We start from the raw sequence: 12,653 nt of genomic DNA on the forward strand, positions 1-12,653 counted from the left end.
CCGCGCCGATCCATGCGGGCATGAGGTGTCTCCTCTTGCAGCGGTGCGGCGCGGCGTGATGTGCGAAGGGGGCGCGAGCGGGCGGCGCCGGCCGCGATGCGGGTCAGTTTCGACGCGGGCCGTCGTCGTCGCGCGCGTCGTCGGCGAACACCTGCGCCGCGTGTTCGTTCAGTGCGGGTGGTGGCCGCCGGTACGTGGCCGGCGTGCGGCCGAGCTTGATCGGCGACGCGATGCCGCGATGCCGGCCCAGTTCGACCTTCATCCGCCGATGCGCGACGTGCGGATGGTCGAGCGCCGCATCGAGCCCGAGCACGGGCGCGCACGGCACGCCCCGGCGCATCAGCTGCTCGGCGAGTGCCGCGCCGTCGTGTGCGGCCAGCGCCGTTTCGAGCAGCGCGCGCAGTGCGGCACGGTTCGCACTGCGCGCGCGGTTGTCGACGAAGCGCGGATCGTCGAGCCAGTCGCGCGTGCCGAGCACGTCGCACAGCGCGGCGAACTGCCCGTTGTTGCCGACCGCGAGAAAGATGTCGACGCTCGCGGTCGGAAAGCTGTCGTAAGGCGTGATGTTCGGATGCGCGTTGCCGGTGCGCGCCGGCGCCCTGCCCGAATGGAAGAAGTTCGGCGTATGCGGATGCAGGATCGACAGCGCGCAGTCGAACAGCGTCGATTCGACGAATTGGCCACGCCCGCTCGCATCGCGTTCGCGCAGCGCCATCAGCACGCCGAGCGCCGCGTTCAGCCCGGTGACGAGATCGACGATCGGCACGCCGACGCGCAGCGGCGCGCCGCCCGCCTCGCCGTTCACGCTCATCAGCCCGGCCAGCGCCTGGACGGCCGCGTCGTAACCGGGCAGCCCGCCGAGCGGGCCGTCCGCGCCGAAGCCCGACACGCGGCAATGGACGAGACGCGGAAAGCGCGCGTGCAGCGTCTCGAAGCCGAGGCCCCAGCGCTCCATCGTGCCGATCTTGAAGTTTTCGACCAGCGCGTCGGCGTGCTCGAGCAGGCCGAGCAGGCGCTCGCGATCCTCCGGCTTCGTCAGGTCGAGCGCGATGCCGAGCTTGTTGCGGTTCACGCCGAGGAAATACGACGCCGTGTCGCCGTCGAACGGCGGCCCCCAGGTGCGCGTCTCGTCGCCCGACGGGGGTTCGACCTTGATCACCTCCGCGCCGTGGTCGGCGAGAATCTGCGTCGCGTACGGGCCGCCCAGCACCCGCGACAGATCGATGATGCGCAACCCCGCCAACGCGCCCTGCTGCTCCAGCTCCGCCATGCGTCTCGCTCCTGCTTCCGGTTGATCGGACCGCCGGTTCCGTCGTGCCGACAGGCGGCGACACGCTTTCCCGGACCCGAATGATAATTCGTGTGCGTGAATTTATATTCACACTCGGGAATTTCGTTGTCAAGCCGGGCATGCCCCGGCAGCCGGGCGGAGAACGCGGTCGCCCGCAACTGGGGACGACACCGAACGCCGGCCGGTTGCGGCGCCGGGCCGCGGTTCGCTAAGCTGGCGGAGAGTGCTCACTGAAGACAGGCGGACCTTTCATGAAACACATGCTGCTCGCGGCCATCGTGCTGGCGTCGACGCTGGGCGTCGCCCGCGCGCAAACCCAGACTTACCAGTTTGGCGAAGGACAATCACAGCCGCGGGCCGCCGCGCCGACGACACGGCCCGCGCCCACGCGACCGCACGTGAACCCGCCACCGCATCAGCACCGGCGCGCCATCCACAAGCGGCGCCACGGGCGGTCCGGGAAACCCGCGCGCACGGGGTTCTACACGCACGCGTGACGCGATGCGCGATGCGCGATGCGCGCGACAACGCACGGAACTGTCACGAACGCCCGGTATGATCGGCGCGGCGGCGTGCATGCCGTCGTGCCCGACGATCGGGCGACAGGCCGGCAACGCCGGTCGACGACCATTTCCCTCCACGATTCAGCACCTGTTTTTGCCGAACATGAATACCGGGCCGGATACCGTCGCGAGCATCAAGGAACGCGCCACGATCGTGTGCCGCCAGCGCAGCAGCGTGCTGCTGGTCGCCCGTACCGCGGCGCGCTGGTCGCTGCCGGGCGGCACGATCCGGCGCGGCGAGACGCCGCTCGAGGCCGCGCAGCGCGAGTTGGCGGAGGAAACGCGGCTGGAGGGGCTCGCGCTCGACTATGCGGTGCAGTTCGGCGGCCTCACGAAACTTCATCACGTGTTCGTGGCCGACGTGCCGAAACATCTGACGCCGCGCGCGAGCAACGAGATCGCGCGCTGCAAGTGGTTCGACGTCGAACGGCTCGAGACGCTGCGCGCAAGCGTGCCGACCCGCAAGATCATCGAACTGCTGCACCTCGACCGCTTTCCCGCGCACGCGCACGCGGACGGGCCGTTCCGCTCGCGCTGAACCGGCCCGCGCGGCTCACCCGCGCAGCAACGGACCGGCCTTGCGTTCGAGCAGCGCAACCAGTTCGGGCTGCATGTATGCGTAGCGGTCGGGAATGTCGAGGCAGACGATCTTCTTGTGCTTCAGCCGGATGCCGAATCGGGCGGACAGCTTCGCCTTGTGCGCCCGCTCCATCACGAACACGATCTCGGCCCATTCGAGTTGCTCGGCGGATAAGCGCGTCTGCGCGTCGGGCGCGAGGCCCGCGGAGTCGGTTTCGACTCCCGGCCACGCGGCGAACACCGCCTCGGCCGTCGGGCTGCGCAGCCGGTTGCGGCTGCAGATGAACAGGGCCCGTGTCATGCCGGTGCGCGGTGGCCGGATGGTCCGCTCGACCGGTCAACCCTGCGGAATCGTGCCGGGCCGCACGTAGGCCAGCATGTGCGGCACGTAGTCGGCCTTGCCGAGCTCGACGCCGTGATGGCGCAGGATCGCGTACGCGGCGATCGCGTGAAAGTAGAACTGCGGCAGCGCCCAGTCGCGCGCGTACTGTTCGCCCGTCATGTCGAACGCGGTGCCGTTCGGCAGTTCGAGCGCGATCGGCAGCGCGGCGCCGCCGTCGAGTGCGTCCGGCGCGAGTTCGCCGAGGAATGCGATCGTGCCGGCGACGATCCCTTGCGCATCGCTCAGCGTGCCGGGCTGCGCGTCGGCATGCCAGCCGGCTTCCCGCAACGCCAGCAGCGCGTCCGGCAGCGGTTCGCCGCGCAGACGGTAGACCGGCTCCATCGCCTGGAAACAGGAAAACCGCACCTGGGCGGCGAGCGGATACATGTCGGGCGCCAGCTTGAGCGTCAGCAACGCATCGGGCGCGTTGCCCTCGGCCTGCCGATGCGCGGCGGCCTTGTCGAGCCACGCGGATTGCGCGCGCAGCATCTGGGTGAAGGTCGGAACGAGAAGTTGGGTCGGTGACATCCATGCTCTCCGATGAGGCGTTCGCGCCACGATATCAATGTCGGCGCGAATCCGTATTCTGCCGTAGCCGACGTTTCGACGCGAAACCGGTGACGTATCGCACGACCGGCGCCCGGTATGTCACGGTTTGCCGTGGCGTGCCAGGAACCGATCGAATTGCGACGCGAACGCCTTGCCGTCGCGTACGCTGAACGGGGCCGGGCCGCCCGTATCGATGCCCGCGCTGCGCAGCTGCTCCATCATCGCGCGAGTCGACAGCCGTTCCTCGATGTTCTCGCGGCTGAACCAGTTGCCGCGCGGGTCGAGCGCATGCGCGCCCTTGTCGAGGACGGCAGCGGCCAGCGGGATGTCGGCCGTGATCACGAGATCGCCGGCTTCCGCGAGTTCGACGATCCGCGCATCGGCCACGTCGAAGCCGGCCGGCACCTGCAGCGCCTTGATGAACGGCGACGGCGGCGTGCGCAGGAACTGGTTCGCGACCAGCGTCACGCAGATCTCGGCACGACGCGCGGCGCGAAACAGCATGTCCTTGATGACGGCGGGACACGCGTCGGCATCGACGAGTACTTGCATGGCAGGCATTCCGGTGGGTAGAAACGGCGATCATAGCGCAGCGCCGGCGCGTCGCCGCGCACGGCTGCCCACGCGATCAGCCGGCAGGCCCGGCGCACAGCGACGCGGCCGTCATCCATTGCGCGCCCCAGGCATCGGCGAGCCGCCTGCCCTGCCCGATTCGCACGGCCGCATCGTCGAAGTCGACGAACACGACGTGATCGGCGGCCGCCGGTCTCGGCGGCGTTTCGCGCGTGCGGCCGTCGGACAGCACCCACAGCCAGCGCTGTTCGTCCGGCGTACGCCGCGCGGCGCCCGCGAGCAATTGCGCGGCGGCCGCGATGCCGTCGGCAAGCGGCGTGCCGCCGCCGCCGTCGACCGGTTCGAGCCAGCGCGCATTCCACCAGCGCGGCACGGCCGGGCCGAAGCGCCGCGCGGCGCCGTCGCCGCCGAAGCAGATCAGCGCCGTTTCCACGCGGTCGCGCGCGGCCTGATCGAAGTACGCGACGATCAGGCCTTTCGCGAGCGCGAGCCGATCGTGCGCCAGCATCGACGCCGAACAGTCGAGCACGAAGCAATGGAGCGCGCGCGATGTGCCGGCCCGCTTGCGGAAACGCAGATGGTCGGCGTGCAGCGGGCCGCCGCGCTTCGCGGCGAGCGTCGCCGGCCATGCAACGGCCGTGCCGGCACGCACCGTACCCGGCACGCGCGCGGCAGCGCCTGGTTGCCATCGAGGACCGCGAACGGTATTCGCGGCGGCGTCGGCTCGATGGCTCAGCGTTTTTTTAGCGGCAGCGGCACCACGCTCTTCACGTCACGCAGTCCAGCCGGCTCGGGCGGCAGGTAGCCCCAGTCGCCTTGCGACGCGGTTGCGTCGTTTCGTGCCGCGCCCGATGGATGGCCGGGCTGCCGGCGCGTGTCCGGCGACGGACGGTCATCGCGATCGTCGCGGTCGCCGCCGCCCTCCGCATGCGACTGCGTCGCGCCCGACGACGGCGGCGTACCCGCATGGCGCCGATGCCGCAGCACCGCGTCGGCCACGCGTTCGACGTGCGACACCGTCACCGCGTCGGCCTGCTCCAGCGCCGCGAGCGCGCGCGCGGCGCGCAGCATCACGAGGTCGGCGCGCAGGCCGTCGACGGCCGCATCGATGCACAGCGCGCTGACGCGCGCATGAACCGCGTCGCCGAAATCCAGCACCGGCAACCGTGCCCGCGCCGCGCGGATCCGGTCGCCGAGTTCGCGCTGCGCGGCCGCGTGACGTGCGCGAAACGCGTCCGGGTCGAGATCGAACGCGAGACGCGCCTTCACGATCTGCTCGCGCTGCGCGGCGTCGAAGCAGTTCTCGAGTTCGACCATCAACCCGAAGCGGTCGAGCAGTTGCGGGCGCAGTTCGCCTTCTTCGGGATTCATCGTGCCGACCAGCACGAAGCGCGCGTCGTGCGCATGCGACACGCCATCGCGCTCGACCACGTTCACGCCGCTCGCGGCGACGTCGAGCAGCGTATCGACGAGCCCGTCGGCGAGCAGGTTCACCTCGTCGACGTACAGCACGCCGCGATGCGCGCGCGCGAGCAGGCCCGGCCGGAAGCGCACGCCGTTTTCGGCGAGCGCATGGGCGAGATCGAGCGTGCCCGTGACCTGTTCGTCGCTCGCCGACAGCGGCAGCGTGACGAATGCCCCTTCGGGCAGCAGTTCGGCGAGCGCGCGTGCGGCGGTCGATTTCGCGGTGCCGCGCGGCCCGCTGACGAGCACGCCGCCGAGCGACGGGTCGATCGCCGCGAGCAGCAGCGCCTGCTGCAGCGGTTGCTGCGCGACCAGCGCCGCGAACGGAAATACCGCGCGGGCGCGATGCGTCGTCGAATCGGTCATCGCCGTCCTCCTTCCAGACATTGTTCGCTGTCGAGCCAGACCGCTTCGATCCGCTCGCGATAATCGCCCGGCTCCTGCCACAGCCCGCGCTGCATCGCTTCGACGAAGCGTTCGCAGATGCCGTGCAGCGCCTTCGGGTTGTGGCGTTCGAGGAACGCGCGCGTGTCGTCGTCGAACAGGTACGCGTCGGCGACGAGCGCGTACTGGTGGTCCGACAGCACGCGCGCGGTCGCGTCATAGCCGTACAGGTAATCGACGGTCGCGGCCATTTCGGCCGCGCCCTTGTAGCCGTGGCGCTTCACGCCGTCGAGCCATTTCGGATTGACGACGCGCGAACGGATCACGCGCGCGATTTCCTCGCGCAGCGTGCGCATCTTCGGCGCCACCGGGTTCGCATGGTCGCCGTGGTAGATGCTCGGCTGCCGCCCGGACAGGTGCCGCACGGCCGCCGTCATCCCGCCCTGGAACTGGTAGTAGTCGTTCGAATCGAGGATGTCGTGTTCGCGGCTGTCCTGGTTCTGCACGACGACGTCGATCGTCGCGAGCCGTTCGCCGAACACGTCCGGCGCGGCGTCGCCGGCGCTGTTCTGCGCGTATGCATGGCCGCCCCACTGGCGGTATGCATCGGCGAGATCGGCATCGGTCTGCCAGCGGCGCTGGTCGATCAGGTCCTGCAGGCCCGCGCCGTAGCTGCCCGGCCGCGCGCCGAACACGCGCCAGCCGGCACGCCGCCGCGCTTCGTCCGGTGCCACGCCCTGCTCGATCCATTTCGCGCGTTCGCGCTCGACGCGCGCGCGGATCGGGTTCAGTGCCTCGGGCTCGTCGAGCGCGGCAACGGCCTGCACGGCCGCGTCGAACAGGTGCATCAGGTTCGGGAACGCGTCGCGGAAGAAGCCCGACACGCGCAGCGTCACGTCGATGCGCGGCCGGTCGAAGATCTCGATCGGCAGGATCTCGAAGTCGGTCACGCGATGGCTGCCGTGCGCCCATTTCGGCCGCACGCCGAGGAGCGCGAACGCCTGCGCGACGTCGTCGCCGCCGGTGCGCATCGTGGCCGTCCCCCAGACCGACAGGCCGATCGCGCGCGGATAGTCGCCGTGGTCCTGCAGATGGCGTTCGATCAGCTGCTGCGCGGACTTCAGCCCGAGCGACCACGCGGCCTGCGTCGGCACCGCGCGCGTATCGACCGAATAGAAATTGCGGCCCGTCGGCAGCACGTCGGGCCGGCCGCGCGACGGCGAGCCGCTCGGCCCCGGCGGCACGAAGCGGCCGTCGAGGCCGCGCAGCAACTGGCGCAGTTCCTCGCCGCCGCACGCGTCGAGGGCGGGCAGCAGCGTCGAGCGCACGCGCTCGAGCACGGCGAGCGTGCTCGGCCAGTCGCCGGGCGGCGTGGGGGCGGCATCGGCGCCGGTCTCGCCGGAAACGGCCGCGCACAGCCCATCGAGCCAATGCTGCGCGAGCCGTTCGAGCCGCTCGCGCGTGTCGCCGGCATGGCGCCACGGCGATGCGTCGAGCGCTTGCAGAACGGCCGGCCGCGGGCCCGTCCACGGCGCGGCCCAGTCGGCCGCGAGCGGATCGAAATCGTCGCCGAGCGCGAGATCGCGCGCGAGCGCGCCGATCAGCCCCGCGCGTTCGCCCTTGCCGTCGCCGACCGGAAAACGCGCGAGCGCGAGCAGCGTGTCGCGTCGCTGACGGTCGGCGGGCGACACGCCGAACACGTGCAGCCCGTCGCGAATCTGCGCTTCCTTCAGTTCGCAGAGCCATGCGTCGACGCGCGTCAGCAGCGCATCCTCGTCGCCCGCATCGCGCGGCGGCGACACGCTCAGTTCGTCGTGCAGACGGTGTTCGGCGATCGTCGCGAGAATCGTCTTGCGCAGCAGCTTCGCGCGCCGCGCATCGACCATCAGCGCTTCGTAGTATTCGTCGACCTGCCGTTCGAGATCCTGCAGCGGGCCGTAGTTTTCCGCGCGCGTGAGCGGCGGCATCAGGTGATCGACGATCACCGCCTGCGCGCGGCGCTTCGCCTGGCTGCCCTCGCCCGGATCGTTGACGATGAACGGATACAGATGCGGCAGCGGCCCGAGCGTCAGGTCGGGCCAGCACGCGTCGGACAGCGCGACGCTCTTGCCCGGCAGCCATTCGAGGTTGCCGTGCTTGCCGAGGTGGATGACCGCGTCGATGCCGAACGCATCGCGCAGCCAGAAATAGAACGCGAGATACGCGTGCGGCGGCACGAGATCCGCATCGTGGTAGCTCGCATAGTCATTCTCGCCGCGCGAGCGCGACGGCTGGATGCCGACGAACACGTTGCCCGCGCGCCAGCCGGCGATCGTGAAGCGCCCCTGCCGCAGCGTCGGGTCCGCTTCGGGCGGGCCCCAGCGCGCGTTCAGCGCGTCGCGCACCGCGGCCGGCAGCCGCGCGAAATGCGCGACGTAATCGGCCAGCGCGAAGCTCTGGAACGCGGGGCGCATGGCGCGCACGGCCGGGTCGTTGGTCACGCCTTCGGTGAGTCGCGCGATCAGCGCGTCGCCATCGGCAGGCAGGTCGGCCACGGCATAGCCCGCATCGCGCAGCGCCGCCAGCACGCGCAGTGCGGACGCCGGCGTGTCGAGCCCGACGCCGTTGCCGATCCGCCCTTCGCTTTGCGGATAGTTCGCGAGGATCAGCGCGATTCGCTTGTCGGCGTTGTCGAGCGTGCGCAGCCGGCACCAGCCGCGCGCGAGCGCCGCGACGAACGCGACACGTTCGGCGTCCGGCTGGTAGCGCACGACGTCGACTTCGGTGTGCGGACAACGATACGCCAGCCCCTTGAAGCTCACCGCGCGCGTGACGATGCGCCCGTCGACCTCGGGCAACGCGATGTGCATCGCGATGTCGCGCGCATGCAGCCCCTGGTTGTCGGCCACCCACGCGTCGCGGTTGCCGCCGGACAGGATCACCTGCAGCACCGGCGCATCGCCGGCGAGCACGTCGGGCTCGGGGCTGTCGATCGCACCGGCCGCGAAGGCGGTGGTGTTCAGCACGAGCGCGACGCCGTGCGTGTCGCACAGCTGCGTGATGACCTCGCGGCTCACCGCATCCTTCAATGACGTGACCGCGATCGGCAGCGGATTGAGCCCCTCGCGCACGAGCGCATCGGCCAGCGCGTCGAACACGGAGGTGTTCGCGGCCTGCCAGTGCGCGCGATAGAACAGGATCGCGACGACGGGCGCGCCGGGCGTCCAGCGCGCACGCCAGTCGTCGACGCTCGCCGGGTCGCGCGCCGGGTGATACAGCGCGGCGGCCGGCAGCGGGCGCGGCAGCTCGGGTTCGTCGCCGAAACCGAGCGTATGGAACGCGATGCTGCGCAGCAACGCTTCGGCGTTGTGCATGCCGCCTTCGCGCAGATAGCGCCACCACATCCGGCACAGGTCGGGCGCGACCGTGCTCTTCGCGACGAGGTTCGGGTCTTCCTGCAGGTCGCCCGAGAACATCGCGAGCTGCTGCTTGCGTTTCGACGCGAGCGACACGGCCTGCTCGATCCCGTACGGCCAGTATGCTTCGCCGCCCAGATGATCGATCACGACCGTCTTCGCATGACGCAGCACGTCGTCGACATAGAAATCGACCGACGCCGGCTGACGCAGGAACGTCACGTTCGCGAGCCGCACGCTCGGAAAGCCGGCGGGAAGTTTCGGCACGACGCTGGCCAGCAGCGACAGCGTCGTGTCGGCCGAGCTGAGGATCACGATGTCGGCCGGCTGCTGGTCGATCCGGACGACGCCCTGCGTATCGTCGACGAAGCCGCCCGGCGTGGTGCGCAGCAGATGCATCGCGCGTTACGCCTGTTGCAGGTCGGCCGCGCACGCGGCGTCGAACGCGCGCTGCAGCGCGGCCGCGTCGAGATCCTCGCCGATCAGCACGAAGCGGCTCGCCCGCGTTTCGCCGTCCTGCCAGCGACGGTCGAAGTAGCTGTCGAAGCGGCGGCCGACGCCCTGGATCACGAGCCGCATCGGCGCATCGGGCAGCGCGGCGAAGCCTTTCGCGCGGTAGATCGTGTGCGTCTCGACGACACGCTGCAGCGCGGCGATCGTCGCCTCGCGCGTGCCCGCATCGCCCGCCACCACCACCGAATCGAAATCGTCGTGATGATGGTCGTGATCGCCGTCGTCGGCCGAGCCGTGATGGTCGTGCCGCAGGTGGATCGTTTCCTCCGACGCCGATTCGAGCCCGAGCAGCATCGCGACGTCCAGTTCGCCACGCGTCGCGCGCACGATCTTCACCTGCGGCGGGATTTCCTCGCGGATCGCGGCTTCGACCTCGGCGAACCGCGCGTCGGCGACGAGGTCGGCCTTGTTCACGATCACGAGATCGGCGGACGACAGCTGATCGGCGAACAGTTCGTGCAGCGGCGATTCGTGGTCGAGGTTCGGATCGGCGCGGCGCTGCGCGTCGACGGCCTGCGGGTTCTCGGCGAACTGGCCGCTCGCGGCGGCCGGACCGTCGACGACGGTCACGACCGCGTCGACCGTGAAGCTGTTGCGGATCGTCGGCCAGTTGAAGGCCTGCACGAGCGGCTTCGGCAGCGCGAGGCCCGACGTCTCGATCAGCACGTGATCGATGTCGGCGCGGCGCTCGACGAGCGCTTCCATCACCGGATAGAACTCCTCCTGCACGGTGCAGCACAGGCAGCCGTTCGCGAGTTCGTACAGCTGGCCCGACGCTTCGCCCTGCCCGCCGTCCGCGTCCTCGCAGCCGATGCCGCAGCCCTTGAGGATTTCGCCGTCGATGCCGAGCTCGCCGAATTCGTTGACGATCACCGCGATGCGGCGGCCTTCGGCGTGCTGCAGGATGTGGCGCATCAGCGTGGTCTTGCCGCTGCCGAGAAAGCCCGTGACAATCGTGACGGGAAGCTTGCGTAAGGTCATGGTGGATCCTGTGTCGAAAAGAGAGTCAGGCCGAGAGCGTCACGTCGATCTCGTCGTAGCGTTTGAGGCGGTAGATCGCGGCCGACACGATCCAGCACGCGAGGAACAGGCCGATCACGACGTAGCCGAGCATCCCGAAATGCGATGCGACCATCGTCGAGAAATTCCACACGGGCCCCTGCAGCGACAGTTTATCCGCGAGCAGCGCGAGCACCTCGATGCCGCCGATCAGCGCGGCGACCAGCACCGACACGAACGTGATCGTCATGTTGTAGTAGATCTTGCGGATCGGCCGCACGTACGCCCAGCGGTACGCGCCCATCATCAGGATGCCGTCGGTCGTGTCGACGAGCGTCATGCCCGCGGTGAACAGCACCGGCAGCACCATCACCGACCAGAACGACAGGCCGCCCTGCACCTGCGTGGCCGAGATGCCGAACAGCGCGATTTCGGTCGCGGTGTCGAAGCCGAAGCCGAACAGGAAGCCGACCGGATACAGGTGCCAGCTGCGCGACACGAGGCGGAACAGCGGCCGGAACAGGCGGGCCAGCACGCCGCGCTGGTTCATCAGCATGTCGAGGTCGGCGTCGACGATCGCCTCGCCGCGGCGGGCCGCGCGAAACGTCCGGTAGACGGAGATCAGGATCAGCAGGTTGGCGGCCGCGAGCACCAGCAGGAAGAACGCCGACACGCTCGTGCTGATCACGCCGCCCCAGGTCTTCATGCTCTCGAAACGCGCGAGCGACGCCGCGGTCAGCGCGACCGCGACCGACATCACGATCACCACCGTCGAATGGCCGAGCGAGAAGAACAGGCCCGCGCCGAGCGGGCTGCGGCCCTCCTGCATCAGCTTGCGCGTGACGTTGTCGATCGCGGCGATATGGTCGGCGTCGACCGCGTGGCGCAACCCGAACACGTAGGCGAGCAGCGCGGTGCCCAGCAGCACGGGCTGGTCGCGAAACGCGACGAAGGCCCAGATCCACGCGCCGACGTTGAAGGCGACGAGCAATGAATAGATCGCGACGATTTTGCCGCGCAGCCCGGATGAGCTGTCGTTGAACAGGCGGAAGAACGAGTCGAGCATGATGCTCCTTTGCGAACGGTCGACATGATGAATGCCAACACGGCCGTCGTCGGCCCCGCCCGCGCCGCCGATCGTTCTTCGCCCCGGCCCGCGCGCGCTGCGGCTGACGGGTCGGCAAAGGAAGCGGGCAGCGTTCGGGCGTCGGGCGTGCTGCGGCCGTGGACGATGCGCCGCCTCCCCGCGGCGCTGAACCCCACGTTCTGGCCGGTATCCGGGCTGACGAACACGCCGCTTCGCCTTCCCGGATGCGCGGCATCCAGTGGCGGTCGTCCGCATGCGGCAGGCATGCGGCGAAGCGGCGCTGCATCGCGCTAAGCGCGATGCGTTCGCTTACCGTTGCGGGGGCAGCACAGGTTGGCTCGACCGCGGTGCAGCCAGGCTCCCTGTTTCCCGTTTAACTGCGCGCGCCGGAGGAGCGCGCGCGAGCACCAAAACGCGTGCGAGTGTAGGCGGCGGTGCGGGGAGCGTCAAGGCGGAACGGGCCGCCGCGGTGCGTTCGGCCCGGCCGCGGCATCGTGCCGGGGGCGCTCGCGGCGCCCGCGGAGCGGGTTCGCGCGGGCCGACCGCTGTGCTATCGTATGCGCCGCGTTCGGTGCTCGCATGCGCATTCCGCGCACGCAGTTAAACGGGAAACAGGAGGCGGAAGTCCGCCCGGCCTGTGCTGTCCCCGCAACGGTACGCCGCCCGCGCGCCGCGGTTCCCCCCGCACGCGCCCAGGCCGCCCGCGATGCCACTGCCCTTCAGCGGGCGGGAAGGCTGCGGCCTGGCAAGCGGCCAGCCCGGATACCGGCCGACGCAAGGGGCGAGCCCGCTGCTCGCCGAACGCCCGATCCGCGGGGGACGGATGGGGTGCGCTTCCCGCCCGCGTTCGCGCGGGCTTCGCCCGATCCATCAT

General features: G+C 70.1%; 11 protein-coding genes and 2 riboswitches. Of the genes, 2 read left to right on the plus strand and 9 right to left on the minus strand.

Annotated elements, in window-relative coordinates; all coding sequences use genetic code 11:
* Positions 1-103: 103 nt before the first annotated feature.
* Positions 104-1,270 (minus strand): CaiB/BaiF CoA transferase family protein, encoded by a 1,167-nt coding sequence (locus ACV22V_RS06335; protein ID WP_448013271.1) that lies wholly within the window; start codon positions 1,268-1,270, stop codon positions 104-106.
* 272 nt (positions 1,271-1,542) lie between these two features.
* Here ACV22V_RS06335 and ACV22V_RS06340 point away from each other — a divergent pair, with 272 nt between their 5' ends.
* Complete coding sequence (locus ACV22V_RS06340) at positions 1,543-1,788, plus strand: hypothetical protein (RefSeq protein ID WP_448013272.1); 246 nt, start codon at positions 1,543-1,545, stop codon at positions 1,786-1,788.
* Positions 1,789-1,957: 169 nt separating this feature from the next.
* Complete coding sequence (locus ACV22V_RS06345) at positions 1,958-2,392, plus strand: NUDIX hydrolase (RefSeq protein ID WP_175910955.1); 435 nt, start codon at positions 1,958-1,960, stop codon at positions 2,390-2,392.
* 15 nt (positions 2,393-2,407) lie between these two features.
* On the opposite strand, the gene ACV22V_RS06350 is transcribed toward ACV22V_RS06345, so the two are convergent.
* The 8 genes from ACV22V_RS06350 to ACV22V_RS06385 all read right to left on the minus strand — a co-directional run bounded on the left by ACV22V_RS06350 (position 2,408) and on the right by ACV22V_RS06385 (position 11,758).
* Positions 2,408-2,734, minus strand: coding sequence for a low molecular weight protein tyrosine phosphatase family protein (locus ACV22V_RS06350; RefSeq protein WP_059524375.1), 327 nt, complete (start codon positions 2,732-2,734; stop codon positions 2,408-2,410).
* 36 nt (positions 2,735-2,770) lie between these two features.
* Positions 2,771-3,343, minus strand: a complete 573-nt coding sequence (locus ACV22V_RS06355) for a DUF1993 domain-containing protein (protein WP_448013273.1) — start codon at positions 3,341-3,343, stop codon at positions 2,771-2,773.
* A 120-nt stretch (positions 3,344-3,463) separates the two neighbouring features.
* Positions 3,464-3,916, minus strand: coding sequence for a YaiI/YqxD family protein (locus ACV22V_RS06360; protein WP_059524379.1), 453 nt, complete (start codon positions 3,914-3,916; stop codon positions 3,464-3,466).
* Between the two features lie 76 nt (positions 3,917-3,992).
* Entirely contained in the window at positions 3,993-4,601 is a 609-nt protein-coding gene (locus ACV22V_RS06365) for a vWA domain-containing protein (RefSeq protein WP_448013274.1), read from the minus strand.
* Between the two features lie 68 nt (positions 4,602-4,669).
* Complete coding sequence (locus ACV22V_RS06370) at positions 4,670-5,767, minus strand: ATP-binding protein (RefSeq protein WP_448013275.1); 1,098 nt, start codon at positions 5,765-5,767, stop codon at positions 4,670-4,672.
* Positions 5,764-9,579 carry a cobaltochelatase subunit CobN gene (gene cobN / locus ACV22V_RS06375; RefSeq protein WP_448013276.1) on the minus strand — a complete coding sequence of 1,272 codons (3,816 nt, stop codon included), beginning with the start codon at positions 9,577-9,579 and terminating at the stop codon, positions 5,764-5,766. Before cobN ends, ACV22V_RS06370 begins: the two co-directional genes overlap by 4 nt.
* Before the next feature lie 6 nt (positions 9,580-9,585).
* Positions 9,586-10,674, minus strand: coding sequence for a cobalamin biosynthesis protein CobW (gene cobW / locus ACV22V_RS06380; RefSeq protein WP_448013277.1), 1,089 nt, complete (start codon positions 10,672-10,674; stop codon positions 9,586-9,588).
* Between the two features lie 25 nt (positions 10,675-10,699).
* Complete coding sequence (locus tag ACV22V_RS06385; RefSeq protein WP_059524389.1) at positions 10,700-11,758, minus strand: HoxN/HupN/NixA family nickel/cobalt transporter; 1,059 nt, start codon at positions 11,756-11,758, stop codon at positions 10,700-10,702.
* 185 nt (positions 11,759-11,943) lie between these two features.
* A riboswitch (cobalamin riboswitch) is annotated at positions 11,944-12,206 on the minus strand.
* A gap of 124 nt (positions 12,207-12,330) precedes the next feature.
* A riboswitch (cobalamin riboswitch) is annotated at positions 12,331-12,567 on the plus strand.
* Positions 12,568-12,653 lie beyond the last annotated feature (86 nt).

It is taken from the genome of Burkholderia sp. AW33-5, from assembly GCF_053427615.1.

Bases quoted from the DNA above. Each gene is read 5' to 3' on its own strand.
- ACV22V_RS06345 (WP_175910955.1), top strand. From the start codon at position 1,958: ATGAATACCGGGCCGGATACCGTCGCGAGCATCAAGGAACGCGCCACG.
- ACV22V_RS06385 (WP_059524389.1), bottom strand. From the start codon at position 11,758: ATGCTCGACTCGTTCTTCCGCCTGTTCAACGACAGCTCATCCGGGCTG.
- ACV22V_RS06355 (WP_448013273.1), bottom strand. From the start codon at position 3,343: ATGTCACCGACCCAACTTCTCGTTCCGACCTTCACCCAGATGCTGCGC.
- ACV22V_RS06370 (WP_448013275.1), bottom strand. From the start codon at position 5,767: ATGACCGATTCGACGACGCATCGCGCCCGCGCGGTATTTCCGTTCGCG.
- ACV22V_RS06335 (WP_448013271.1), bottom strand. From the start codon at position 1,270: ATGGCGGAGCTGGAGCAGCAGGGCGCGTTGGCGGGGTTGCGCATCATC.
- ACV22V_RS06360 (WP_059524379.1), bottom strand. From the start codon at position 3,916: ATGCAAGTACTCGTCGATGCCGACGCGTGTCCCGCCGTCATCAAGGAC.
- ACV22V_RS06350 (WP_059524375.1), bottom strand. From the start codon at position 2,734: ATGACACGGGCCCTGTTCATCTGCAGCCGCAACCGGCTGCGCAGCCCG.
- cobW (WP_448013277.1), bottom strand. From the start codon at position 10,674: ATGACCTTACGCAAGCTTCCCGTCACGATTGTCACGGGCTTTCTCGGC.
- ACV22V_RS06340 (WP_448013272.1), top strand. From the start codon at position 1,543: ATGAAACACATGCTGCTCGCGGCCATCGTGCTGGCGTCGACGCTGGGC.
- cobN (WP_448013276.1), bottom strand. From the start codon at position 9,579: ATGCATCTGCTGCGCACCACGCCGGGCGGCTTCGTCGACGATACGCAG.